The sequence below is a fragment of the Pseudoalteromonas sp. NFXS53 genome, assembly GCF_056629255.1.
In genome coordinates this window covers 49,048-73,706 of record NZ_JBWVBR010000020.1, presented here as the reverse complement: position 1 = coordinate 73,706, position 24,659 = coordinate 49,048, and the positions used below count along the sequence as shown (strand labels likewise).

Sequence of the window (24,659 nt, the reverse complement as noted above, 5' to 3'; positions counted from 1 at the left end):
ATCCAATTCTTCTCTTCCATATTCAAGCTAGATGGGTGACAAGCGGCTATACTTGCAGAAAGTGATAATTTTTGGTCGCGTTTTGAATAAACTTAAATCTTTAATATTAGCCGTATTAATCTATTTGTTTGGTTTTGTCAGCGGCATATATATGTTGCCCATTTTAATGGCTCCACCATCACCTAGCATGCTTGAATTTGCTACCGCAACATTAAATGCAAAATACCAGGCGGTTATCCCTGACTCATTAAATGGTTCAGATTTTCTTCACTTCGGAGAAGGGACTTTTTCGCTCTCAGAGAAAAGTATTGTCTTTCAAGGTACACTCGCTCCAGGCCCAGATTATCAAGTGTATCTATCGCCAATTTTTGTAGAAGATGAGTCTCAGTTTCTTCAATATAAACAACAAATGGTTAGAGTTGGTGAAGTTAAATCATTCAATGGTTTTATTTTAGAAGTGCCAAAAAACGTTGATATTAATAAATATTCCAATGTTGTCATTTGGTGTGAAGCCTTCCAAGAATTCATTACAGCTGCGAACTACAAACAAGGTTAGAAATGCTTTTCGTCATTTAATGGAAAACTTTTAAATACGGGTTCTTATTTCGTACTTCAATTACCGTACTTCAATCGTTCTGCTCACAGAAAACGACTAGTATTGATCTAGTTTTTTATAAAACTGGTATCATAATGAATTAGTATAAATAAATTTTGGGATCTTCATGCACTCTTTCTCAAATCATGTACAGCTTGGCTATTATGGTGTTTTACCATTTTTAGCATGTATATTCGGCAGTTTAATACTTGGAAGTAACGAAGCGCTTATCCAAGCATTTACATTTTATAGCCTTGGTATTTCAGCCTTCTGTGCTGGTGTAATGTGGCGCCCGGGAGAGCAAAGCATTACCCATGCTGTAATGGCCGTCTTACTCATTATTCCTTTCCCTTTACTGGCTTTTGCGAATACCACAATTACCTTAGCTTATTTAGCTGTTTGTTACCCATTAATCTTACTCTTCGAGCGAGGTATGCCAGCATGGCAGTCCTACCACAAGGATTACCACAAAATGCGTTTTGTGCTGACTTCAGTATTATTTGTCAGTCATTTATTCATGATTGCACAACAAATTGAACTTTCTAGCAACATTTAACTATTAAATCTGCTATATGTAGTATGTAGCTTAAACTAGATGTAGCAGATGAAGATTAAATATTTTTATGCCTTTATAATAATCACCACTTTGTGCCTAGCCTTTTTGCTTCTAAAAAGACCTGGTATAGACATAGATGCATTCGAAGAATTATTTTGGTTTTCGTGCACTGGCTTATTAATCGGTTACGGTGCACAGTATGTCAGTAACCGCTTTTTAATCGTCGCTTGGGGAATGTACTGTGTTGGACTATTTCTTGACGTACTCGATGACATTCTGAGTAAAGACACACTCCCGTTGCTGGTCGCTGATACCTCACTAAAAAAAATTGGTTTGATCTTAACCTGCGTGGTGCTTTACAACGTTATTCATCATGAAAGAAAAATCATAAACAAATTAAATAATGAGATTTTACGACGAAAAAAGCTCGAAGATAAACTGAGCTTTGAAGCTAATCATGATCACCTAACCCAACTTGGTAACAGAAAATCTTGCTTTGAGAACTTTGCTACATTGAGTAACAAGTATCCTTATTTACTTTATTTTGATCTTGATAATTTTAAGTCTGCTAATGATACATATGGTCATCAGACTGGTGATAAAATACTAACTGTGATTTCAAGCACTTTGCAATCCGAGTTTGGCAGTGATAACTGTTTTAGGCTTGGGGGAGATGAATTTGTCGCTTTTAGCAAAATCCCTCCTGAAAACCTTGAAATGTTGAGGGAAAAATTAATAGAGCATATTTTTGAGTTTGGTGTGGGGGTGAGTATTGGAGTGGCCCAAATTACGTCTAAAGAATCTCCAGATGAGATTATGCATCGTGCCGACTCAGCCATGTACTCTGATAAATCACACAAAATAATTCGTCAAAGACCAAGAACTTAGTGCGCTTATTTCTGGCACTTTCTAGATCATGCTGATAGTCTAATACTAATTTCTATTTGTGAGGGAATCGCTGTGTTCGGTAACTTATTCAATAATCAACAGCAAGAACAAGAACTTCAGGCATTACGTCAACAAGTACAGCTTTTACAGCAAGACAACGAAAAGCTTCAATCTGAGAATGATAACCTTAACGAATTGCTAGTCGAAACCCAGGCTCAACTCAATGAGAACACCGATAACCAACTCCTTCAATGTGCTATTAATGGTTTATCTCAAGTTCGAGATATCAGAGAAACCGTTAGTCAAAGTTTTAATTCAATAGAACAAGAAAGCCAGTCTATTAATAACATTAATTCGATTTTCCAAACATCTGAAAAATCTTTGTCTGACATTTTATCGGGTATGGATGGGCTGACCGAGAATATGGCGACCATGACAACCAACATTTCCGGCTTGTCGCAAATGGCTGATAACATCAATACGTTCGTTACCACTATCTCTAAGATTTCTGACCAAACTAACTTACTGGCACTTAATGCTGCAATTGAAGCTGCACGTGCAGGTGAAGCGGGTCGAGGTTTTAGCGTTGTAGCTGATGAAGTTCGTGCGCTTGCGAATAATACCAATGAGTCAGCAAACGAAGTATCTGACCTTGTAAAAAAAATCATGGATACAACACAACAAACGGTAAACGCGGTTAATGTGATCCAAAGTTCAAACAATGATTTATCTGAAAGCATCGCACAATTAAATGATGACTATTCAAGTATAGTTGGCAGTTGTGGCTCGATGAAAAACACCATCATGGATGCAACCACACAGACGTTTGTGCAAACCGTAAAGCTAGACCATGTTGTGTGGAAGTCTGATGTTTACAACCACCTTATTGGACTAAATTCACAGCCGATTTCAGCATTTGCTGATCATGCAAGCTGCCGCTTAGGGACGTGGATGAATTCTGAGGGTCATAAGAAGTTTGGTGATTTAAGTGCTTTCAAACGTTTAGATGCGCCACATAAACAAGTCCATGTTAGCGGCGTTGAAGCAATGAATTTATTTGCTCAAGGAAACAAGCAGGGTTGTATTCAAAAACTAAATCAGATGGAACAAGCATCTGCTGAAGTTATGTCTTTGCTAGATGAATTAGCTAGACAAGCTTAATAGCTTCTTTCTTAACCCCTGTAGAAGATGACAGCCTCGTATCTTGAGGCTATAAAATATATAATCACGCCATTGTTATTTATACATTGTAGTTATGAAACTAAATAAACAGTGGCGTATTTTGACCGTCGGTGATGGCGACCTCAGTTTTTCCCACGCACTTTCTTTACAATTCCCTCGCTCACAGCTTATTGCCAGCGTATATGACTCAGAAGCTGTATTGATCAATAAATACAAAGATAATGCGCTCAATGCTTTAAAACAAAAACAAGTAAGAGTATTAACAGAATTTGATGTCACTGAACCAGGCTCATGGAGAAGGGTTGCTAATCAAAGTATCGATGTGGTGATATTTCAATTCCCCTTAATACCCGCATTTTCTAATTATGATGATTTTAAACAGCAGAATCTGTCAGTAAATACCTTAAACAGACGTTTATTAAGATTATATATACATTTCGCGCATAAGTTCGTACTTGACCCTGCTGGGCCCATGTTATGCATTATTACCTCAAAAGATGTGAAACCTTATTGTGAGTGGGATTTAGAATCTTCACTGACACAGGGTTTGGATATTAACTACCTTGGTCAAAGTATATTTAATATCAGTGACTTCCCAGGTTATAAGATCAGAAATGTAGATAGAGATAAGCATGTAAAAGACACCAGTGGGATCAGTTATGTGTGGTCAGCAAAAACAAAATGTGATGAATTACCTTACCTTAGTCGACCGCATTATCTTTTAGACAACTATTGCAGTTTTTGTCGTGCTGGCCCTTTTCTTACAGACAAAGACAAACTCGCGCATACAAATTCTAAAAAGCATAAAAATATGAAAAAGCACCATGACGATTGGATGGAATATTTACAAAGCGAAACTTTGTAATAAATGTGATTATTTATCTCTCACAAGAAAACAGTATGTTAGAAAAGTAGATACTCACCGCAAAAGCTATGAATAATGTATACAAGCCTATTGAGCAAAGTAAATTTCACGATTAGACTACGGCTCTGATTTAATATGAGAGTAAACATAACCAATGGCAAATAGAGATTTGCTTTTCGCGGTGGCTTGCTTACTGTGTGCAATGATCACCATTCAATCAGGTGCATCTATTGCCAAACAACTCTTCCCTTATGTTGGGCCTGAAGGTACTACTGCTTATAGACTTGGTTTCTCAGCCCTTATTTTATGCCTTATTTTTCGGCCATGGCGACACGTGCCAAAAAAATGGGGGCCAATTGTCGTCTATGGCCTTTGTTTAGGCGGCATGAATATCACTTTTTATTACGCCATTGAGCGTATACCGCTCGGGATAGGAGTTGCCCTTGAATTTACCGGCCCCCTTGCGGTTGCTTTATTCTCGTCAAAGCGAAAACGTGACTATTTATGGGTTGTCTTTGCCATTGCAGGCATTGTATTACTTCTCCCTGATATGAGTACTCAAGCAGGGCTCGATCCAATAGGCGTAATACTTGCCTTAGTCGCAGGAGGATTTTGGGCAGGCTATATTTTATTTGGTAAAAAGACCGGTAATCAAGGCTCAGGCGGGGCAACTGTTGCAATTGGAATGGCAGTTTCAGCACTCGTATTAGTGCCTTATGGTGCAGCCTCACAAGGTGCTGCATTATTGAATTGGGAGCTTATCCCGCTTGGTATAATGATAGGTATTTTATCAAGTGCCCTCCCCTATAGTTTAGAGATGGTTGCACTCAGAAATATGCCTGCACAGGGGTTCAGTATCATGATGAGTTTAGAACCTGCTGTTGCCGCTGTAGCCGGACTTATTATCTTAGGAGAGCTATTAACGGTGTGGCAATGGTTTGCTGTTTTCATGATTATTATTGCCTCTGTGGGCAGTTCATTGGGTAATAAAGAGAAGCACTAAATTTAAGACTTAAGCGCAACTGAAAATTTTGACAGTCGAATTTTAGAATAGAAGAAGCCGGGGTCATCCCCGGCTTTTTCTCTATAATGTTTAGTACTGTTGGAAGTTAGCATTATTTAAAAGATACTCTTCTGGCTTTGGCATCACCCACTTTTCTAGCCACTGCTCTTGCTCCCATAACACATGTAAAATAGCCTCTATTGATTGATACTCATGTGATTCATTCGGAAGTAATACTAAACGTGCTTCTTTATCTAAACTCAATAAGGTTTGATATAACAGCTCGGCTTGAAGTTTTGTCGCCTTATCATCATCTTTACCATGGATAATCAGAACCGGTACACTAATTTTATCTATAGCATTAAAAGCAGATACACCACTAAACAAAGACGCCTTTTGCCAATACGCTTCATCACTGTCTAAATAGCCTTTACTCGCCATAGTCACATTATATTGACCACTTCTTAAAATGCCTGATGAAAAGTAATCCGTATTTGCCAATGCAAGTGCAGCAAGGGTTGCGCCTGCTCCATGACCAGCGATTGATATTTTGCCAAGCTCAGCCACCCCTTTTGCAATTAACGCATCAGTAGCAGCTTTGAAACTAGATTTTAAATCTGTCATAAACGCTGCGCTTGAAGCTGAGTTTTTTAAACTCGGCATGCCCGGGTTTTCTAGAATTGCGATACCTTTTGCAACATATGCCACCATATCTTTGTGGTTGCTCGTTACAAACTCACCTTTCTTGTTGTAGATATCATCACCTAACCAAAATAAGACAGGTAAGCTACCTTGAGTTGCATCGTAGTTGTTTGGTAAGTATAAGTTGGCTGTTAACGTTCGACCATCGGCGCGACGATATTGTAATTGCTCTTTTTTCACACCAATAAAACCTTCTATTGGATGCGTATTTCTCGTTAATTGCTCCAAGGTATTAAAGGTCAAGTCACTAATAAAAAAGTTAGTAGGCTGCAACTGAGTTTCTTTGCTAAATAAAAAACGCATGCCTTCATCATCAAGCAGTGCAATCAAAGACTCAGAGAATTCAGGCTGAGATTGCCACACTGTCGATTTACTGTTTGTTTTTGCATCGAAACGTTCAAGTAATTGAACAACAGAATCACCTTGAATTTGTTGGCTATGCACAAACAAATATCGACCACCAACTACTTTTAACGCTTCAGTGCCTAAATCATTTCTTTGTTTGATAAATTTATGCCAAGTTTGAGAAGATTTATCTTCAGTGAATGTTTTAAATTCAACACGACGTTGGTCTGCATCTCTCGGAGTAATGATGCTTTGTCGTCGCTTTTTATCATCTAAAGACTTTTCTGTCAGTAGTGCCAAACTGTCATTAAACCAATCTATCTTATCTAGCTTCCAATCTAATGTTGCGAACGCTTGAGGCGCTTTACGAAAGGGTGCACTGACAGTAAATAAGTTATCTGAGCCATCAGGTTTAGCTTCGGCCCATAGAACCGTTGCGCCTTTATCCAAACGCCACTGGAACTTATGTTTTTGTACAACGGGTGAGCCTAAAGCTTCAACGAGTGGGTTTGCTGCTAATTCGTATAAAGCATGACCTGTCATGCCCCAGACTTGCCAAACGTTAGCAAAATTATCAAGCGGTCTATCTGATGTAATGGGATCATCAATCATATTGACGATTAAATTGGTTGAATCAGGAGACACATTGAAATGGTTCAAAAAGGTCGCTTGACCAATCGGCTTTGCAAGTCCGCTTAAGCTGATTTTAATAAGTTGACCTTGTGCAAAGAATTTAAACTGATCGACAATCGGATCGGGTTTAATAACCTCAGAAGTCAGCTGTCCATTTTCATCAAGTTGGTTTGTTACTTCGTTTGATTCAGGTTGCGCCGTTACTTGTAATGCTTCACTGGTAGTTAGCTCGCTTTGAGACGCTTCAACAACTTCTTCTACAGGACGAAAGTACTCGGTGATAACTAAGCCATTTTGATTTGGGATGTTAATACGTAACTCTTTTTGAGGCTCAACGGGCTCTTCTAATAAAGGTTTGCCATGATTAATAGCAATATTAACCACAAACCCCGTGCTATCAGGTAACCATTGATAAGGAGAAGTTGTTAAGAAGCCATTTAAGGTCGATTGAGTGACTTGCTCTAATCGTCTGGTCTTAACGTCATAAACCCATAACGTTGCAGAATTGACTCGCTCCAACACAAGACTTAAATAACGACTATTCGCAGACCACTGTACGTCTCTAATCTCGCCTTCAGGTAGGTTATTAATGTTAAGTACTGAACCTGAAATAACATGACGTATTTCAATATCAGCATAACGCTTCAGTGATGCGCGCGAGTAATTGTATGGGTTAAAGTCGATACCAAATAAAGACAGTTGCGGTTGTACTTGTTTAGATGAACCTATCGAATGCTGTGACAATTCAACTAACCAGTCGTTGTCTGGGCTCATTAAGATATCTGGTGTAGATTGCACTTCGACTAAGCGCGCAAACTCTTCCGTTGGTGTCTTGAATCCGATCGTGTTGGCATTCGCAATGGCTTCAGATGATATTAACAATGTAACGAAAAAAGCGCCAAATACAGACGATATTGTGCGATTCATACTGTTCCCCTAATCAATTAGTAGCGAAATAATATACTTAAATCATTAAAATTGCAGCTATTTGCGTAACTTTGAATAATTCCAGATTTGCAGAGTATTTCAGAAAAATAAAAACACTTAAGTGGTTAGAATATCCCTCATAATGACAGTACAACGTCGTGTTTTTGAGTAAATTCAGGTAGACTTCGCGCCTCCAAAATCAACATCTATGAGAGTACAATGAGCAAACGTGTTTTAGTAATTGGTTATGTGTGGCCTGAACCGAATTCTTCCGCGGCCGGCACACATATGATGTCTTTACTGAAGACGTTTCGAAATCAAAACTGGCAAGTTGAGTTTGCTACGCCCTCACAACCAACAGAGCATATGGTTGACCTTAATGATTTTGGGATCAGCAGCAAAGAAATAGCCTTAAATTGTTCGAGCTTTGATGATTACATCACAAGTTATAATCCCGATATTGTGATGTTTGACCGCTTTATGATGGAAGAGCAATTTGGTTGGCGAGTCGATAAGTTTGCCCCTAATGCTCTTAAAATCTTAGATACTGAAGATTTACAATGCCTGAGGCAAGCAAGACATACTGCCCATAAAGGCAAACGAGACTTTACCTTAGCCGATCTACAAAGTGATATTGCCAAACGTGAGATTGCCGCTATTTTGCGTTGTGATGTGAGTTTAATTATCTCCAGTTATGAAATGTCATTACTCGAATCTCATTTCAAAGTTGATTTGAACCTATGCCACCACCTACCGTTTATGGTTAATCTAGAGAATTTGCCAAAGTCTTTGCCTGAATTTGAGCAAAGGGCCCACTTTATGACCATAGGTAACTTTAGACACGCACCTAATTGGGATGCGGTTTTGTACTTACAAGAAATTTGGCCGCTTATCAAAAAACAGCTACCTGAAGCTGAGCTACACATTTACGGCTCATACCCTCCACCGAAAGCCACAGCATTACATAACCCAAAAACGGGCTTTCTAATTAAAGGTTGGGCGGAAGATGCAAATAAGGTCATGCAAAATGCCAGAGTGTGTTTAGCGCCATTGAGGTTTGGTGCCGGCATTAAAGGCAAGCTATTAGAAGCGATGATAAACCAAACACCGAGTGTGACCACAGGTATTGGTGCTGAAGGCATGACTGAAGACCATGCATGGCCTGGTTTAATTGCTAATAGCGCCCAGACGTTTGCTGATGCAGCAGTAAAGCTTTACCAAGATAAAAAGCTGTATGAAGAGAGTAAAAATGCTTCTGAAGAACTATTGAAGTCTTTTTATAATCAGCACCTGTTAGAAGCGTCATTAGTTAAGCGAATTGTCGATATTGCTGATAATTTAGAGACGCACAGAATACAAAATTTCACGGGTCAAATGTTAAAACATCACACCATGAAAAGTACGCAATATATGGCGCAGTGGATTGAGGCAAAAAACAAAAATAATTCACAATAAATTGCTAGACATACCCTCAAAAGTGATTAGAATTCGCACCGTTTCTTACAAAGCATACCAGTTAGGTTAACTTCGACTATATTTAACCTAATATTTACTTTTACCACCCTCATTTGGTTTAAAAACTTGAACACAGCTAGTTTTACGCAAAAAAGAAAGTTTATTGTTAAGCTTGGCAAAATGCTGCATAAATATGGTACGCCAGCTTATCGACTTGAAGCGCACTTAATGGAAGTCGCGACGCACTTAAACTTAAAGTCGTCTTTCGTCATGTCACCGACTTCTGTGACCTTTGTTATATGGACAGACGGCCACGAAGAAGAATACACCCATGTTGCTCGAGTAGACCCAGGAGATCATGACTTGGGCTCTTTGGCCGATACAGATGATGTAGTAAACCAAGTACTTGTTGGTGAGTTATCTTTAGAAGAAGCTGATAATGAGTTAGAAGCCATTTTGAATAAGAAAAGTCCATATAATGCATGGATGACAGGCTTTACCTTTGCTCTATCTGGGGCCGCTTTTGCTATGTTAATGGGGACCAGTTGGAATGATGTACTTTGGTCTGGCTTAATATCACTTCTAGTTTTCTTGTTTGTACTTTGGTCTGGCTATTCAAAACGTGTCACACATATGCTTGAACCATTAGTTGCTATTGTTGCTGGCCTTGCTGCATGTGCAGTCAGTAGCTATTTAGACCCGGGTGTTAATATTAGATTAGTTGTGCTCTCATCAATCATTGTTTTCATTCCAGGTTTAGCGTTGGCACTTGGTTTTGCTGAACTTTCGGCAAGACACTTGGTTTCAGGGACAGCGCGAGTAATGGACTCTATTATGCTCTTATTCAAGCTCTATTTTGGTGCTTTTTTGGGCATTAGTTTAGGGTTTGCTTTATTTGGTAAAACTGATTTTATTCAACCAGAAGCATTACCTAAATGGACTGCATGGTTAGCTATATTACTTCTATGTAGTAGCTTAATTATCATCTTTAGAACCAAACTAAAGCATGCAAGCTGGTCGATTGCTTCAGGTTTTATCGCCTACGCGGCAAGTATCAGCGCTGCGGTTTATTTTGACTACAGCATTGGCGCATTCGTTGGTGCATTTGCAGTCGGCGTTTTTAGTAATTTGTTTAACCGTGTAGTGAATGCTCCAGCCTCAATAGTGGCGATGCAAGGGCTTATTGTTCTGGTGCCAGGTTCAAAAACCTACATTGGCTTGAATTCCTTAATTGAAGGACAAAGCTTCGTGAATGCAGACCAAATTGGTCAACAAACGTTTTTGATCTTCATGTCTTTGGTCGCGGGTTTAATTTTCGCAAACGTGGCGCTGCCACCTAAGAAAAGTTTATAACTACGTTGAAGGCTGCATAAACTAAGCAGCCTTCTTTTCTATTGAATCACCAACATTTCTTTTAAAATCTTGTCGTTAATTATTCTCGCTTAATCGCAAACACTGGAAATCAGTATTTGTGACTATAAAATAGCGAATAAAACTGAACAACAAGGTCATATAATGAAGTTAATAAAATCAACAATTGCACTTGCGGTGGGTTTAGTTACCTCGTCTGCATTTGCAAATGACACAATAACAATCGAAGACATTCCAAAAATCCAATCTGTTGGCCAAACAGCGGTAGACCCTGAAGGCGAACTTGTTGCTTTTACACGCTCAGTGCCAAGAGAACTTTATATTGATGCTAATGGCACAAACTACTCTGAACTTTATGTTGTTGATGACAAAGGCGTTGAGCGCCCTTTCATCACAGGTAAAGTGAGTGTTCGCAGCATTCAGTGGTCTGCTGATGGTGACTTCATCTACTTCCTAACGAAGAAGAAAACAGACAAGTTCACGTCTTTATACCGCATCGCTGCTAACGGCGGTGAATCACAAAAAGTATTATCATTAAACGGTACTTCAATCTCTAGCTACAAGCTAAACCCAAATGGCAAACAAGTTGCTATCTTAGCCATGCCTGCTAAAGATAAGACTGAAAAAGAACTTAAAAAGCTTGGCTTTATGGCTGAAGTGTATGAGTTAGGTCTAAAAAACAAACAATTACATCTTGTTGATTTAGTGCAATCTGAAAAAGCGCTTAAACCTGCTGCGGTCGAAATTGAAGGCTATGTAAGCGACATCAACTTCTCTGATGAAGGTGACAAGTTACTTGTTAAAACTCAGCCTACAGCGCTGATTGACGACAAATATATGAAGTCACAGTGGCACGTGATGGACGTAGCTTCACAGAAAATTACCACATCTTTCAAAACAGAAGGTAAGTTAGGTGCTGCTGAATTCTCATACGAAGGTGATTATGTTGCCATTCTTGGCGCAGAAGATAAGCACGACCCTGCGACTGGCCGTCTATATCTAGGTAATGCAAAGACGGGCGAAATTGAAGAGTGGATTCCGAACTTTATGGGCCACATTGGTGATTTCGAGTGGGCTAACCGCCGTAACACATTAAACTTTGTTGCAAACGTGGGCGCTGAAAGCTTCGTTGGCCAGATCAAAGTTGGTTCTAACAAGTATAAGAAGGTCGTTAAAGAAGGCAAACTGATTGCCTCTAACCTATCGGTATCTGATTCAGACAAGACCATCGTTCTTCGTGGTAACACTGACACGCACCCGAACGAAGTTTTCATGCTTCGCGGTAAAAAGACAAAACGCCTGTCAGATTCAAATGATTGGTTAAATGATAAACGCTTTGCTAAACAAGAAAATATTTCATTCAAGGCTCGTGACGGTGTAGAGATTGGTGGCGTATTAATTTACCCACTTGATTACCAAGAAGGTAAACGTTACCCACTGATCATGGCGGTTCACGGCGGTCCTGAAAGTCATGATAAAGACGGCTGGTTAACGAGCTACTCAGACCCAGGTCAAATGGGTGCAGCCCGTGGTTATGCGGTTTTCTACCCTAACTACCGTGGCTCCACAGGTAAAGGCGTTGATTATTCTAAGCTTGGTCAAGGCGACTATGCAGGTAAAGAGTTTGACGATCTAGTTGATATGAAAAACCATTTAGTTGAAATGGGCCTAGTTGATAGCAAGCGCGTTGGTATTACAGGCGGTTCTTACGGTGGTTATGCTTCTGCTTGGGGTGCAACTAAACTGACTGAACACTTCGCAGCAAGTGTTATGTTTGTAGGTGTTACAAACCAGCTATCTAAGTTTGGTACAACTGACATCTCTAATGAAATGTACCTTGTACATGCCCGCTCATACCCTTGGGAAAAATGGCAGTGGTACTTAGAGCGCAGCCCAATTTACTGGGCAGGTCAGTCTGAAACACCATTACTTATCATGCACGGTAAAGATGACCCGCGAGTTCACCCAGCTCAGTCAATGGAACTATACCGATACATGAAAGTACAAGGTAAAGATGTACGCTTAATTTACTACCCAGGCGAAGGTCATGGTAACCGTAAAGTTGCAGCTCAATATGACTACAGCATTCGTTTGATGCGTTGGATGGACAACTACCTTATTGAAGGTAAGAAAACCATGCCGACTTATGAAATCGACCATGCTGCAAATTTAAAAGCAGCAAAAGAAGCTAAAAAGTAATTTAGCATTCGAGATTAAACCAAAGCCACCTATTTTAGGTGGCTTTTTTGTATGAGCTTCACTCAATTCGTTTTATTAAAGATGAAAAATTTCCATAAACTAATGCTTTAGTAATAAAAGTTTCATGCGTATACTCTATGCTCATTTTTTAACTAGTGACATGGAGTCGAATCAATGAAAATTTCTCGTTTAGTCTTACCATTTGTAACTGCAGCTGTTTTAGCGGGTTGTTCAGCAACAGGTCCACATCTTAAAAGCTCTGTATCTGAAGGTGTTGCGGGTATTGAAGCACGCTTACCTTATGCGAACTACTCAAATTACTTTGGTTATGTAGACTCATCAGTTCAACCTGAAGGTAAATATAAAGGCAAAGATACTTATTATCTTTATGCTTGGGTACCTGCTGCAGTGGATGAAATCGGTGTATCAATGATCTCACCAGCGGTTTCAAAGCCTGAAGGAAATGATTTTAAACATGCTAACTTCACACCTGGCATGCAAAAAGATGCTGATAAATTCTTTGATACTTATATTGTGTTTGATCGTTTAAATATCATCGACAATACAAAAATCAAAAACGGTGGCAAGGTGCTACAAAACTTAGGTCGTAATGACGATACATCTGAGTTACCAGCAAACCCAAGTGGTGCAAACTACAACTCTCTGCTGCGTAAAACTACATCGATGAATAACGCAAGTGAAGCGCTTGTTCGTGGTGTTTACCGAATCTCATTTACGTCTTTCCGTTCAAACGTAGAAGGCTCATTTGAAGCGACAATTGGTACTAATGTACCGGGCGTTAAAATCGCAGCATCACTTGAAGAGTTACATGAATTGGTAAATGGCAATAAGCTTTAAGCTTAGCCTTTACTAATGACAAAAGGCCCGGTCCGGGCCTTTTTAATTTAAGGCATTTATCTATTATGCTTTTTTGACAAACTTAGCTGTTACCATCATTTCGCCAACACCATCAACTTTACAGTCAAGCTCATGGTCTTTCTTATCTAATACGCGACGAACTAAGGCTTTAGTGCCAATTTTAATCACTTGTGAGCTACCTTTGATTTTAAGATCTTTGGCAACGGTCACTTTATCGCCATCTGCAAGCACAGTACCGTTGGCATCTTTAACTTCAAATGCATCTTCATCTACTTCATTCGGGTTCCACTCGTGGGCACACTCAGGACATACAAGGTTTGTTTGATCTTCGTAGACGTATTCAGAACTACATTTAGGACAAGGAGGTAATGACATATTTCACAACTTCTAAAATTACAATGCCGCTATTCTAATAGCTAAAGAAATATCATGCGAGGAGATTTTGAAAAAACCTGATCAACCATCAGCTTTTATCGATGCCAAATTCAGGTTAAATACGCGTTTTTGCAGTGAATGCTGTTGCTGTTTTTGTGGCAATTACTCAGATTGGTCACAAAGTAAAGCGAGCTGAACTTTAAAGCTTTAACAGACCGCTAAAAAGGAGGTAAAAACGGTCCTGTGCAAATTAAAGACTGACAATAAAGTTCGCTCATGTAAAAAATTTAGGACAAGTTTTGAATAAAAACAATGCCCTAAACATTGTACTTTTGTCTATAAAAACAGCAAAAGTACATTCGATTACGCATCTGGTGCACTATTGTCCATCTGCAATTGTATGTAGTTTGGCAGACCCATAAGTTTGATTAAATTCAAGTGTTGTTCGAGCCAGTAAATATGATCCATTTCTGTGTCATCTAAAAGCTTCTCTAGAATTTCACGAGTCACATAGTCTTGTGCTTTTTCGCACTCACTTATGATGTTTTTTAAACTCGCAGCCACTGTAATCTCAGCCGCAAGATCGTTTTCAAGCATTTGCTGAACGTTATCACCCACATTAATAGGCTGACGTGAGGCTGTATCTGGTTTACCTTCTAAAAATAAAATACGTTCAATGATGGCTTTTGCGTGATCTAGTTCTTCATCATACTCATGCGCCAGTTTGTGTCCTAACTTGCCCAACCCCCAGTCTTCATACATTTTTGAATGTGCGAGATACTGATCCATTGAGGTTAACTCTAGCGTTAACTGCTGATTTAGTAGATCAATAATTTTTGGATTACCTTGCATGATTTACTCCTCTACCTGCGACTGCAGATAATTTTGAATGCCAGTGTGCTGAATTAAGAATTGCTGCGCTTCAATCCAATCGACATACTCTTCTTCGTATTCAAGAATTTCTTCAAGCAGTTCGCGAGAGATGTAATCTTGCTCTTTTTCACATAGTTCAATGGCCGCTTTTAGAGCAGGAATTTGCTCCAATTCGAATGCCATATCGCAGGCAAGCATTTCTTCTGTATGTTCGCCGATACGCAACTTTTCAAGATGCTGCAGATTTGGTAAGCCTTCTAAAAACAAAATGCGCTCGATTAGATCGTCCGCTTGCTTCATGTCTTTTATAGATTTTTTATAGGCTTTTTCGTTGAGTTCTTCTAACCCCCAGTTTTTGTACATTCGGGCATGAAGAAAATATTGGTTAATTGAAGTCAGCTCGAGCGTTAAAATTGCGTTTAACGAAGCCAACACTTGTTTGTTACCCTGCATAGGGCCCCCTAAAAATAATAACGAGACGCCCTATAACACTAGACTAATATTCATCCAGTTCAAGACCAATTAAAGATAAGCACTGAATTAATATATCCTTTTAAAATAAACAACTTATAACATAATTGAGAGTGATTTAGATTAGTAAAAACACTCTTAACACCATACTTTTTTACTATCCTTATTAAGCCACGTAAAAATTATGTTTACCTAAGGCGTAGCTAGTTGTTTTGTTTAATTAAATTGATTTTTTCACTGCAATACCTAAACGCTTTGCTAATCGCACCAAATTTGCTCTATCCAGCTTTAATGTTCTGGCCGCTGCAGCCCAATTTAGATCATGCTCTAACAATGCTTGCTCTATTAATTTTTTTTGAAATTGTTCAGTGGCCGACTTTAAAGAGTCTATTTGGTTCAAATCTAAACTGTTTTGAGCGAGGCTTGAAGTTTGTACTTTTTCAAAACAAGACTGAGCAGCATTGTTATGAGCTTGGTTATCTGTAAACAATTCACAGTCACTTTCATCCACACTAATAATGCTATTTGGCCACTGCTTTTGTTTTGCTTTTAATGCAGCTCGACTTATCACATGTTCAAGCTCGCGAATATTGCCCGGCCACGAGTAAGATTGCAGTAATTGATATAAACTCGACGATAACTTTAATTGCGCAATGCCAAGTTGTTTACTGACTTTTTCAGCAAAAAAACCTGTCAATAACGGAATATCATCTAAGCGTTCATTTAAAGAAGGCACTTTAATCGGGAATACACTCAATCTATGATACAAGTCTGCGCGAAAGCGCCCTGCTTCAACCTCTTCTAATAAATTTCGATTTGTTGCTGCAATTACCCGCACATCAACAGATTGGGTTTTATCAGCACCAACTGGTTGAATCTCACCGCTTTGTAATACTCTAAGTAATTTACTTTGGGTATTTAAAGGTAACTCACCGATTTCATCTAAAAAAATCGTGCCGCCGTCTGCAAGTAGAAACTTACCATCACGATGTGAGTTCGCCCCCGTAAACGCGCCTTTTCGGTAACCAAACAACTCACTTTCGGCCAACGTCTCGGGTAAAGAGGCGCAGTTGACTTGAACGAACACTTTGCTCGCACGTAGAGATTGATTATGCAGAGAGTGAGCAACTAGCTCTTTACCTGTACCTGTTTCACCCGTGATTAGCGTCGTAAAGTCAGAACCTGCTACAAGTTGAATATCTCTTTGTAATTGCTTCATGGCCAGACTTTGCCCGACCATTTCATATTGGCCCTTACTCAGTTCGGTGATTAAGTGACTGCCCTGCTGCGCTTTAGTGAGCAGATCTTGAGTTAGTAGTATGGCACTAACATGTCGGGTCAAAGCCTCATTAACCATTTGCAAAAAAGACGGCGCATAGTCTTCAAAAGTGCCCGCATTTAAACTATCTACCGTGATCACTCCAAGCAATTGGCCTTGATGCTTAATCGGAAACCCCATACACGCGTGAACGGGAATATCACCTTCTTGTGCAATAAGAAGTCCATCATAAGGATCGGGGAGTTCGCTGTCGGCACTGAATCTGACAGCCTTATCCGACTGACTAATTGCCTGTAAACGCGGGTGTTTGTCTATCACAAAGTGTCTACCCAACACATCTGGCATTAATCCTGATATGGCAACAGGGACCAGTTTGTTATTTTGATAGAGTAACAAGGCAATGGCATCACTAATAAAACACTCTTTTACAGACTGAATAACGGCTTCAAAACAATGCTCTACGTCGAATTGCGCAGAGTTAGGTAATGCCCGAGCTAACGCTCTATTAAGCATAAGCAGTGAAGATAACGAACGTTGCTCCATGTATTTTTGACTCTTTACCTACCAAAGGACACACAAAGTTTAAGTCAAAATGACTCTCCCATTCAAATTATTATTTACTTAAGCTACTAATAATCTGATTTTATTAAGAATAATATTTGGCACAGTAAATGCCAATACATTCACAAGCCTTAAAAAGATAAATTAATAAACTGTGGAGTAGTCATGAGACCAATCAATTTAACTGAGCCGGTGCCTAGTGAGTTTCAACTTTTAAAACCTCATCAATGGCCGTTATTTATGCTTGGCTTTCGGCCATTCTTTTTATTAGCAGGGCTTTTGTCGGTGCTCGCCATTTTGCTATGGCAGTTTATTTTAAACGGCACACTTTCTTGGCAAGCACAAATTCCAGCGACACTTTGGCATGCACACGAAATGATCTTTGGCTTTGCCTCAGCAGTGGCTATCGGTTTTTTACTGACCGCAGCGCAAACTTGGACTGGCGTGCCTGGGCTTTCAGGTAAAGGCTTGATGATCCTCAGCGCTATTTGGATTTCATGCCGAGCTATTTTCTTTTTTTATGCTGACAATCAATTATTGTTGCTACTCGGCCAAGTACTTTTCTGGCTCTTTGCCATTGCTTATTTGAGTCATATGCTGGTGACATCGGCTTCAAAACACAATTACATCATGGTTGTTGTACTCGCCCTACTCACTATTTTTAATAGCGCATTTTTAATGAGCACTTGGTTAGGCGAATATTCGCTCGCCCGTTTATTCACACAATTGGCCGTGCTTGGCTCTATGCTGCTAATTGGCATTATAGGTGGACGAGTCATTCCGTTTTTTACTGCGCGCGGACTAAATCGAGAAGAGCAAGTTAGAACACCTAAACTCGATAAATTACTGCTGTTATTTAGCCTATTGGCGATGGCCGGGTTTGCTAGCATCAAATTCTTTTCTCTAGATATCAATGTTGGTTTGGTTTTACTTCCTGCTGCCACTTTGCATTTAACTCGCACCATTTTGTGGTTTGATAAAGGAGTATTTAAAGTGCCGCTACTTTGGTCACTGCATTTAGGCTACTTTTTAAGTGCGGTTGGCATTTTGTGTCTCGCATTTAGCTTCCTAACAGGCAGTATTAATCCAGCAGATGCACTGCATTTAATTACTATTGGCGGTATTGGGTTAATGATCTTGGCAATGATGGCAAGAGTCTCTCTTGGTCACACTGGTAGAGCCCTAAAACCCGCTAGTATGGTCGTTTGGGCATTTGCTTTAATAGCTTTGAGCGCACTGGTGCGTGCTTTTATGCCTGTTCTCTATACACCTCATTTGGCTTGGAACATCAGCGCTTATTTATGGGTTGTCGGTTTCGGCATCTTCTTATGGTTCTATACACCCATTTTAATGAAGAAAAGAGTTGATGGGCGTAGAGGTTAATAAACCAGTTGGCGAGTTGGCGAGTTGGCGAGTTGGCGAGTTGGCGATAACAATAACGACTCGTTATTTGAAATCAACACGGTAGCACCGACTTTATGTCGGGTTCATAAAGTCGGCGTCTTGCCGTTAGCACTAACAACCCGTTCTTTGAAGTCAACACGGTAGCACCGACTTTATGTCGGGTTAATAGAGTTGACGTCTAGCCGTTAAAAATAACGACTCATTCTTTGAAATCAACACGGTAGCACCGACTTTATATCAGGTTGATAAAGTTCGCGTCTTGCCGTTAGCACTAACAACCCGTTCTTTGAAATAAATACGGTAGCACAGACTTTATGTCGGGTTTATAGAGTTGGCGTCTTGCCGTTAGCACTAACAACCCGTTCTTTGAAATAAATACGGTAGCACCGACTTTATGTCGGGTTTATAAAGTTGGCGGCAAAGCTATAAATAAAGATCTTTACCGCCAACTTTGTTTGCTACTTTTTTAACTGAAGCGCTACTGTCTTGTGTCTTTTGGAGAATCCATCACAACATGAGTGGTGATGGTTCTCACTTGAGAAATTGACCCCAATACATCCGCATGAAGCGCTTTAAAAGTATGTAGGTCTTTAGTTTCTATGCGCAAAAGATATTCATACGGGCCTGTAACATTATGACATTCCTTAATTTCATCAACATCCTGTAGGGCTTGCTCAAATGCGAGTTGAGAAGGCGTTGAGTGCTCAGTTAAGCCAACAGCTACATAAGCAATAAAACCGACGCCAAGCTTTTCTGGGTCAACAACTGCCTTGTAGCCTTTTATCAAACCTGACTTTTCTAATTCTTGCACTCTTCTTAAACAGGCTGAAGGTGACAAACCGATTTGCTCAGCAAGCTCAGTGTTGGCTATACGCCCATCCCTTTCTAGAATGCGCAATATTTGTTGGTTATAACCATCAATTTTCGTCATTAATTGCAAAACCCAAGTTTATAAAAGTGAAATGCGCGTGATAATTGAGCTTATATCTCGTTAAACTTGTTTTAACACAAGTAAGGGAATAATCCTATGACTCAAGAAATCATTCTCGCGTTTGCGGCGTTCGCGTTTGTTTCATCTATCACGCCAGGACCAAATAATTTAATGCTGATGAGCTCTGGCGCAAACTTTGGTTTTAAAATGACTGTGCCACACCTGATGGGTGTCGTGGTTGGCTTTGCAATTATGATTGAGTTAGTTGGGTTAGGTGTAATGCAACTATTCAATGCGTTCCCAGTGACCTATGACATTTTAAAAGTCGTTTCTATTGTCTATTTGCTTTACCTAGCCTATAAAATTGCAACTGCAACCTCTAGTGAGAGCAAAGATATTGCAGAAAAAAGCAAGCCTTTTTCATTTATGCAAGCCGCACTTTTTCAGTGGGTCAATCCTAAAGCATGGACTATGGCGCTCACTGCGGTGAGCGTTTACGCGCCTGAACAAAACTTACTCACAGTCACTATTATCTCTGTTATTTTCGCAGTCGTCGGTTTTCCTTGTGTAATGAGTTGGATTGTCTTAGGACAAAAAATGCAGGCAATATTGAAACAACCCAGTCATATGAAAAAGTTTAACTGGGCCATGGCGGGTTTATTAATCATCTCTATTGTTCCAGCGCTTTAAGAAACTGCTATAAACTTTTCATCAGCAAAATATCAGTTTTTTATCAAAATAAAATCAATTAATTAGCTATATTTACTTTCAACATGGTGGCAACTATTCAAGGAGTCACCATGAACATAAGTAAACACTTCACGTTATTCATACTTTTACTCGCCTGCCTATACTCGCCTGCCTATTTAATTCGCTCGCACACGCACAAGAGCAACAAAGTAAGGGCGTTAAAACAATAAAGCATCAGTTTCAATCTGAGGCTGCCAAACAAACGATTTCATTCGATGTAATATTGCCTTGGGGGTATGACAAAAATCAAAAATACCCTGTACTTTATACCACATCAGGAGGCAGTCGAATTAATATGCTTACTTATCAAACCGATTGGCTAAGTCATGTTGAAATGGGCCCAATGCCTGCCATGATCATTGTGCAATTACCCCAACTTGATGTTGAGTCAACATTACATCCTAAATTTATCTCAGCATCAGGCGTTGCAAACCCATTAACTTTAAATGTGCTTAAAAATGAACTCATCCCATTTATCGATGAAACCTACTTAACGTTCGACTACAAGGTTCTGGAAGGCTATTCGAGTAATGGTAATTTTGTACTTTATGCGTTTGAACAATCGCCTTCTTTATTAATGGCTTTATTGCCAGCTCTCCTGCTCTAGAGCTAGACAAGTCAGGACTTGTTGAAAGGCTTTCCAAACTAAAGTATTCAGAACAATATCAAGATAGGTTCTTTTATCTATCTCTTGGTTCCTTCGATAATAACGCACCACTGTTTGAAAACATCAAAGCGAATTTTAGTCAGCAAGCGTTTCACGCTCGATTTGCAAATTACAGCCAATATAATTTCTTATCGGTTGCAAGTCTCAGTCTCACAGACGCCATGGAACACCTATTTGCGGATAAAGCCCCTGATATTGGGCAGTTTGCAAATGCGGGCCGACAAAGTGTCATTTCTTACTTTAAAAAGCTCTCTCAAAAATACCAACAATCAATCAGTCCAAACCCAAGCTTAATCGACTTAAGTTTTTACTATGTGGAGCGAAACGAAGGTGAAAAAGCGGTTTCAACGATGCAATATTTAGTCAATTCGTATCCAGAAAATACCTTCTACTTAAGCAGGCTCGCAAAAATTTATGAACAATTAGGAGAAACTGAAAAGAGTCGCCTCACATTACAACAAGGCATTAAGCTTGCGACTAAGCTCAAAAATGAAGATGCCCTTACCTATTTCAATGGTGAATTGAGCAAGCTTTAGACTAAGTATACTTAGGCAATTTAAGCAGCTTAGTTTTATTCAATTGAGCTGCTACGCTCTGCGCGTTAGACTCTGCAAAAAGAGGAACAAACTTATGACATTAAACGACTTCTTAGCTCAGCTTAACGCACAACCAGAAACCATTACTTTTGAGCTGTGTCAGCAAATAATTGCTGATAATTACACTTATACTGCGTCAGCTTTTAATAATAACGGCTTGCAAAGCAGTGCTGAGCAAAACCAAGGCTCTTGTAAAATCTTAGCTTTTGCACAACTCAACAATTTAAGTAAAGAGCAAACATTACATTGCTTTGGCGATTATTATCGTATCGACGTTGTGCAACACCCTGAAAAGGACGACCACGGCAATATCCGTACACTTTTAAAAGCTGAATCGAGTGTCGCAGCAGTTACTTTCGACGGTACGCCGCTTCAGTAAGCTTTTAGTCATTCAGATAGTGGTTTAAGATAAAAAAGCTTTAAACCACTATTTGAAATTATGTCTATCGAACAAATTTGGGCTGAATACAAACACAGCCTTCATGCTTTTTTACTTTCGAAAGTGTCTAACCCTGCAGACGCAGAAGAGTTATTACAAGACATCTTGTTAAAAACACATTTGCAGATCCACCAGCTAAAAGATCAGGCCAGCATCAAACCTTGGCTTTTCCAAATTGCCAATCACGCCATTATAGATTTTTATCGCAAACACAATAACTACCAGCATACCGAGTTAATCGAGGTAATTGAAAAACAAGACGCAAACATTCGAGCTGATTTAATTAGGTGTATAGAGCCATTTCTGCAGGCCATGCCTGAAGATGAAGCTGATTTAATAAGAAAGATTGACTTAGAAGGCTGCTCTCAAAAACAACAAGCTGAACAGCTTGGGGTTAGTTACTCCACCTTTAAATCTAGAATGCAAAAGAGTCGAGCTGACTTAAAAGTGCTTTTCGATCGCTGCTGTGACTTTGAGTTAGATAAACAAGGCAATCTAATTGACTATCATAGAAAACCACAACAAACCGAAAAAAGAATTAAATAAAACTTTTAAAATAGTTTCGTCTTTTTGAACCGCACTTCGTCTTAATAAGTGAATACAAAACACCACTATTGGAGATGAAATGCATTTATTAAACAACCAAGCTTTTGACGTAACCCCTAAGCAATTCTCAATCAGCAATCATAAACCGCATGTATTGGTGCTTTACGGCTCACTCAGAACCCAATCAATGAGTCGTTATGCTGCAGAAGAAGCGGCAAGAATACTCGAACATTTAGGCGCTGAAGTGAAGTTGTTCAACCCAAAAGGACTACCTCTTTTTGATAATGGCGTATCGGTCGAAGACGAAAAAGTCCAAGAGTTACGTGCTTTAGTAAAATGGTCAGAAGCACAAGTTTGGTCTTCTCCGGAAATTCACGGCAATATGTCGGCTGTGCTTAAAAACCAAATTGACTGGATCCCACTCTCAGAAGGTGCAGTAAGACCCACACAAGGTAAAACACTGGCCGTCATGCAAGTATCAGGCGGTTCACAAAGCTTTAATGCTGTAAATAATATGCGGGTACTCGGGCGTTGGATGCGTATGTTAACCATACCGAATCAGTCTTCCGTGGCAAAAGCTTGGCAAGAATTTAACGAAGACGGTACGATGAAAGAGTCCCCCTACCATGCTCGTATTGTCGATGTGATGGAAGAGCTAATGAAATTCACCTTGCTGACTCGCGACAATCTTGATTGGCTTGTTGACCGATACAGTGAGCGTAAAGAGAGCATTAATACTGCCATTAAAGAACAAGTGAATCAGGCTGATGTACTTGAAGAGGTAAAAGTTAAGTTCGAGAGTGAAAAGCTAACTGCAGCAAAAAGCCCAACCAAAGTAGCTTGCTGCTAATTAACTTTAAAGCGTGCTGTTTAGTCCTTACAAAGCTTCATCCTAGCCAAATTTCAAAAAGTAAATTAAAGCTCAAGGACTAAGTCGATGAAAGACAATTTCCCTCTTAAATTGTCTTTCTATTTCTTCTATTTTATTTGGCTCGACAGAGCCTTCCTCCATAAACAGTACTTTAATAAATTGCTATTCAAGCAATATAACCCTACTCATAAAATCATAACCTTATGAAATAAATACTAATAAAAATAATCAGCAAGACGTCAGAACGATTTCATAGCCCTTTCATGTTTTTTATTTTTACAAAGTGGAGTATCGCTTCATCAAGTCACAGCTCGTTGACTGTATTAAGTTTAGTTACAGGAAGAAACACTATGTTAAAGAAATTGATAGTCTTAACTTTATCTCTATTACCTCTTTCTCAGTTACACGCTGAGCAGACTGAGTTCGCCACATTTAAAGGCGCATATATGGGCCAGCAAACCCCGGGGTTAACTGCAGAGCCTTTTGCTCCAGGTATTATTTCAACAAAGGCTTGGGAGCTTCAAGGTGTATTCGCACCCGGTATGAAAGAGTTTTATTACACCATTGATCTTGCGCACGGCAGCAAAGACAAAAAGTTCAGCCCGACAGTAATTGGCTACAAGCTGGAGAATAATACTTGGCGTAAATTTATCCAGTTCCCTCGCCGTGGCGGATTTGTATTCTCTGAAGATGGTAACACCATGTATATGGCTAAACAGTACAGAGAGCGCACAGCTGAAGACTGGTCTGAATTTAAAAGCTTAGGGCCATTAATCGACAAAGAAGAATTTGGCATCATGCGTCTATCAGCATCAAAACAAGGCACGTATGTATTCGATGACTTCAAAAGCAAAGATCTTATCCGTATTTCTAAATTAGTTAATAGCCAACGCCAAGCCCCTAAAGCCATGGGAAAGCAAATTAACACAGGAAAATGGACTGCTCACCCTCTTATCGCACCAGATGAAAGCTATATTATTTGGGATAGCGAAAGAGAAGGTGGTTTTGGTAAGTCAGATCTGTATATCAGTTTCAAGCAGCCCAACGGCGATTGGGGAAAGGCCATTAACATGGGCCCAGAAGTAAACTCAGCAGAAAGTGATTTTTACGCCAGTGTTACACCCGATGGGAAATATATTCTCTTTAACCGAACTATCGACAGAGAAAAAAGTGATATAGACATCTATTGGTCTAGTGCTGAAATCATTGAAAAACTGAGAGAAAAACACAGTAATAACAACGCGACTTTAACTGAGTAAATACACACGTATTTTCGAATGGACCACTGAGATCCCT

At 39.5% G+C, this 24,659-nt stretch carries 24 protein-coding genes; 18 read left to right on the top strand and 6 right to left on the bottom strand.

What is annotated here, in order from left to right:
• Window positions 1-82 precede the first annotated feature (82 nt).
• The 6 genes from AC1HJP_RS18325 (at window position 83) to AC1HJP_RS18300 (ending at window position 5,089) form a co-directional block, all read left to right on the top strand.
• Window positions 83-556 carry a DM13 domain-containing protein gene (locus AC1HJP_RS18325; RefSeq protein WP_480363011.1) on the top strand — a complete coding sequence of 158 codons (474 nt, stop codon included), beginning with the start codon at window positions 83-85 and terminating at the stop codon, window positions 554-556.
• Window positions 557-722: 166 nt separating this feature from the next.
• Window positions 723-1,151: a DUF3429 domain-containing protein gene (locus AC1HJP_RS18320; RefSeq protein ID WP_480363010.1), complete on the top strand. Its 429-nt coding sequence runs from the start codon at window positions 723-725 to the stop codon at window positions 1,149-1,151.
• 48 nt (window positions 1,152-1,199) lie between these two features.
• On the top strand, window positions 1,200-2,039 hold the full coding sequence (locus AC1HJP_RS18315) for a GGDEF domain-containing protein (RefSeq protein WP_480363009.1): 840 nt from the start codon (window positions 1,200-1,202) through the stop codon (window positions 2,037-2,039).
• A gap of 72 nt (window positions 2,040-2,111) precedes the next feature.
• On the top strand, window positions 2,112-3,200 hold the full coding sequence (locus AC1HJP_RS18310; protein ID WP_480363008.1) for a methyl-accepting chemotaxis protein: 1,089 nt from the start codon (window positions 2,112-2,114) through the stop codon (window positions 3,198-3,200).
• A gap of 94 nt (window positions 3,201-3,294) precedes the next feature.
• Window positions 3,295-4,086, top strand: a complete 792-nt coding sequence (locus tag AC1HJP_RS18305; protein WP_480363007.1) for a class I SAM-dependent methyltransferase — start codon at window positions 3,295-3,297, stop codon at window positions 4,084-4,086.
• 154 nt (window positions 4,087-4,240) lie between these two features.
• Window positions 4,241-5,089, top strand: a complete 849-nt coding sequence (locus AC1HJP_RS18300) for an EamA family transporter (RefSeq protein ID WP_480363006.1) — start codon at window positions 4,241-4,243, stop codon at window positions 5,087-5,089.
• Between the two features lie 90 nt (window positions 5,090-5,179).
• On the opposite strand, the gene AC1HJP_RS18295 is transcribed toward AC1HJP_RS18300, so the two are convergent.
• A complete protein-coding gene (locus AC1HJP_RS18295; RefSeq protein ID WP_480363005.1) occupies window positions 5,180-7,696 on the bottom strand; it encodes an alpha/beta hydrolase family protein in 2,517 nt (838 codons plus the stop codon).
• Between the two features lie 219 nt (window positions 7,697-7,915).
• Here AC1HJP_RS18295 and AC1HJP_RS18290 point away from each other — a divergent pair, with 219 nt between their 5' ends.
• The 4 genes from AC1HJP_RS18290 (at window position 7,916) to AC1HJP_RS18275 (ending at window position 13,579) form a co-directional block, all read left to right on the top strand.
• The gene (locus AC1HJP_RS18290; RefSeq protein WP_480363004.1) at window positions 7,916-9,151 is read left to right on the top strand and encodes a glycosyltransferase family 4 protein; all 1,236 of its coding nucleotides are present in this window, start codon (window positions 7,916-7,918) and stop codon (window positions 9,149-9,151) included.
• A gap of 126 nt (window positions 9,152-9,277) precedes the next feature.
• Window positions 9,278-10,504: a threonine/serine exporter family protein gene (locus AC1HJP_RS18285; protein ID WP_480363003.1), complete on the top strand. Its 1,227-nt coding sequence runs from the start codon at window positions 9,278-9,280 to the stop codon at window positions 10,502-10,504.
• 162 nt (window positions 10,505-10,666) lie between these two features.
• The gene (locus AC1HJP_RS18280) at window positions 10,667-12,721 is read left to right on the top strand and encodes a S9 family peptidase (protein WP_480363002.1); all 2,055 of its coding nucleotides are present in this window, start codon (window positions 10,667-10,669) and stop codon (window positions 12,719-12,721) included.
• Window positions 12,722-12,895: 174 nt separating this feature from the next.
• Window positions 12,896-13,579 (top strand): LipL32 family surface lipoprotein, encoded by a 684-nt coding sequence (locus AC1HJP_RS18275; protein WP_480363001.1) that lies wholly within the window; start codon window positions 12,896-12,898, stop codon window positions 13,577-13,579.
• Between the two features lie 63 nt (window positions 13,580-13,642).
• Here AC1HJP_RS18275 and AC1HJP_RS18270 read toward each other — a convergent pair whose 3' ends face one another.
• From AC1HJP_RS18270 to norR, 4 genes are all read right to left on the bottom strand, one after another.
• Entirely contained in the window at window positions 13,643-13,975 is a 333-nt protein-coding gene (locus AC1HJP_RS18270; RefSeq protein WP_404396411.1) for a zinc ribbon domain-containing protein YjdM, read from the bottom strand.
• Window positions 13,976-14,338: 363 nt separating this feature from the next.
• Window positions 14,339-14,827, bottom strand: a complete 489-nt coding sequence (bfr, locus tag AC1HJP_RS18265; protein ID WP_480363000.1) for a bacterioferritin — start codon at window positions 14,825-14,827, stop codon at window positions 14,339-14,341.
• Between the two features lie 3 nt (window positions 14,828-14,830).
• Window positions 14,831-15,301, bottom strand: coding sequence for a bacterioferritin (gene bfr / locus AC1HJP_RS18260; protein ID WP_421964189.1), 471 nt, complete (start codon window positions 15,299-15,301; stop codon window positions 14,831-14,833).
• A gap of 238 nt (window positions 15,302-15,539) precedes the next feature.
• Entirely contained in the window at window positions 15,540-17,141 is a 1,602-nt protein-coding gene (gene norR, locus AC1HJP_RS18255; RefSeq protein ID WP_480362999.1) for a nitric oxide reductase transcriptional regulator NorR, read from the bottom strand.
• Between the two features lie 183 nt (window positions 17,142-17,324).
• Between norR and AC1HJP_RS18250 the strand changes: the two genes are divergently transcribed.
• Complete coding sequence (locus AC1HJP_RS18250; RefSeq protein ID WP_480362998.1) at window positions 17,325-18,542, top strand: NnrS family protein; 1,218 nt, start codon at window positions 17,325-17,327, stop codon at window positions 18,540-18,542.
• Between the two features lie 499 nt (window positions 18,543-19,041).
• Here AC1HJP_RS18250 and AC1HJP_RS18245 read toward each other — a convergent pair whose 3' ends face one another.
• Complete coding sequence (locus AC1HJP_RS18245) at window positions 19,042-19,494, bottom strand: Lrp/AsnC family transcriptional regulator (protein ID WP_480362997.1); 453 nt, start codon at window positions 19,492-19,494, stop codon at window positions 19,042-19,044.
• Window positions 19,495-19,590: 96 nt separating this feature from the next.
• On the opposite strand from AC1HJP_RS18245, the gene AC1HJP_RS18240 reads away from it, so the two are divergent.
• From AC1HJP_RS18240 to AC1HJP_RS18210, 7 genes are all read left to right on the top strand, one after another.
• Window positions 19,591-20,184, top strand: coding sequence for a LysE family translocator (locus tag AC1HJP_RS18240; protein WP_480362996.1), 594 nt, complete (start codon window positions 19,591-19,593; stop codon window positions 20,182-20,184).
• 136 nt (window positions 20,185-20,320) lie between these two features.
• Window positions 20,321-20,851, top strand: a complete 531-nt coding sequence (locus tag AC1HJP_RS18235; protein WP_480363020.1) for an alpha/beta hydrolase-fold protein — start codon at window positions 20,321-20,323, stop codon at window positions 20,849-20,851.
• A gap of 221 nt (window positions 20,852-21,072) precedes the next feature.
• Window positions 21,073-21,447 (top strand): tetratricopeptide repeat protein, encoded by a 375-nt coding sequence (locus tag AC1HJP_RS18230; RefSeq protein WP_480362995.1) that lies wholly within the window; start codon window positions 21,073-21,075, stop codon window positions 21,445-21,447.
• 94 nt (window positions 21,448-21,541) lie between these two features.
• Window positions 21,542-21,886 carry a HopJ type III effector protein gene (locus AC1HJP_RS18225; RefSeq protein WP_480362994.1) on the top strand — a complete coding sequence of 115 codons (345 nt, stop codon included), beginning with the start codon at window positions 21,542-21,544 and terminating at the stop codon, window positions 21,884-21,886.
• A 60-nt stretch (window positions 21,887-21,946) separates the two neighbouring features.
• Window positions 21,947-22,492, top strand: coding sequence for an RNA polymerase sigma factor SigZ (gene sigZ, locus AC1HJP_RS18220; RefSeq protein WP_480362993.1), 546 nt, complete (start codon window positions 21,947-21,949; stop codon window positions 22,490-22,492).
• A gap of 79 nt (window positions 22,493-22,571) precedes the next feature.
• Complete coding sequence (gene arsH, locus AC1HJP_RS18215; RefSeq protein ID WP_480362992.1) at window positions 22,572-23,342, top strand: arsenical resistance protein ArsH; 771 nt, start codon at window positions 22,572-22,574, stop codon at window positions 23,340-23,342.
• Window positions 23,343-23,713: 371 nt separating this feature from the next.
• Window positions 23,714-24,622 (top strand): TolB-like translocation protein, encoded by a 909-nt coding sequence (locus AC1HJP_RS18210; protein ID WP_480362991.1) that lies wholly within the window; start codon window positions 23,714-23,716, stop codon window positions 24,620-24,622.
• Window positions 24,623-24,659: the final 37 nt, after the last annotated feature.

Excerpts from the sequence above, each read along its gene's own strand:
- AC1HJP_RS18230 (WP_480362995.1), top strand. The coding sequence starts at position 21,073 with ATGGAACACCTATTTGCGGATAAAGCCCCTGATATTGGGCAGTTTGCA.
- AC1HJP_RS18275 (WP_480363001.1), top strand. The coding sequence starts at position 12,896 with ATGAAAATTTCTCGTTTAGTCTTACCATTTGTAACTGCAGCTGTTTTA.
- AC1HJP_RS18300 (WP_480363006.1), top strand. The coding sequence starts at position 4,241 with ATGGCAAATAGAGATTTGCTTTTCGCGGTGGCTTGCTTACTGTGTGCA.
- bfr (WP_480363000.1), bottom strand. The coding sequence starts at position 14,827 with ATGCAAGGTAATCCAAAAATTATTGATCTACTAAATCAGCAGTTAACG.
- AC1HJP_RS18270 (WP_404396411.1), bottom strand. The coding sequence starts at position 13,975 with ATGTCATTACCTCCTTGTCCTAAATGTAGTTCTGAATACGTCTACGAA.
- bfr (WP_421964189.1), bottom strand. The coding sequence starts at position 15,301 with ATGCAGGGTAACAAACAAGTGTTGGCTTCGTTAAACGCAATTTTAACG.
- AC1HJP_RS18240 (WP_480362996.1), top strand. The coding sequence starts at position 19,591 with ATGACTCAAGAAATCATTCTCGCGTTTGCGGCGTTCGCGTTTGTTTCA.
- norR (WP_480362999.1), bottom strand. The coding sequence starts at position 17,141 with ATGGAGCAACGTTCGTTATCTTCACTGCTTATGCTTAATAGAGCGTTA.
- AC1HJP_RS18320 (WP_480363010.1), top strand. The coding sequence starts at position 723 with ATGCACTCTTTCTCAAATCATGTACAGCTTGGCTATTATGGTGTTTTA.
- sigZ (WP_480362993.1), top strand. The coding sequence starts at position 21,947 with ATGTCTATCGAACAAATTTGGGCTGAATACAAACACAGCCTTCATGCT.
- AC1HJP_RS18315 (WP_480363009.1), top strand. The coding sequence starts at position 1,200 with ATGAAGATTAAATATTTTTATGCCTTTATAATAATCACCACTTTGTGC.
- AC1HJP_RS18295 (WP_480363005.1), bottom strand. The coding sequence starts at position 7,696 with ATGAATCGCACAATATCGTCTGTATTTGGCGCTTTTTTCGTTACATTG.
- AC1HJP_RS18210 (WP_480362991.1), top strand. The coding sequence starts at position 23,714 with ATGTTAAAGAAATTGATAGTCTTAACTTTATCTCTATTACCTCTTTCT.
- AC1HJP_RS18225 (WP_480362994.1), top strand. The coding sequence starts at position 21,542 with ATGACATTAAACGACTTCTTAGCTCAGCTTAACGCACAACCAGAAACC.
- AC1HJP_RS18280 (WP_480363002.1), top strand. The coding sequence starts at position 10,667 with ATGAAGTTAATAAAATCAACAATTGCACTTGCGGTGGGTTTAGTTACC.
- AC1HJP_RS18305 (WP_480363007.1), top strand. The coding sequence starts at position 3,295 with ATGAAACTAAATAAACAGTGGCGTATTTTGACCGTCGGTGATGGCGAC.
- AC1HJP_RS18250 (WP_480362998.1), top strand. The coding sequence starts at position 17,325 with ATGAGACCAATCAATTTAACTGAGCCGGTGCCTAGTGAGTTTCAACTT.
- AC1HJP_RS18290 (WP_480363004.1), top strand. The coding sequence starts at position 7,916 with ATGAGCAAACGTGTTTTAGTAATTGGTTATGTGTGGCCTGAACCGAAT.
- arsH (WP_480362992.1), top strand. The coding sequence starts at position 22,572 with ATGCATTTATTAAACAACCAAGCTTTTGACGTAACCCCTAAGCAATTC.
- AC1HJP_RS18245 (WP_480362997.1), bottom strand. The coding sequence starts at position 19,494 with ATGACGAAAATTGATGGTTATAACCAACAAATATTGCGCATTCTAGAA.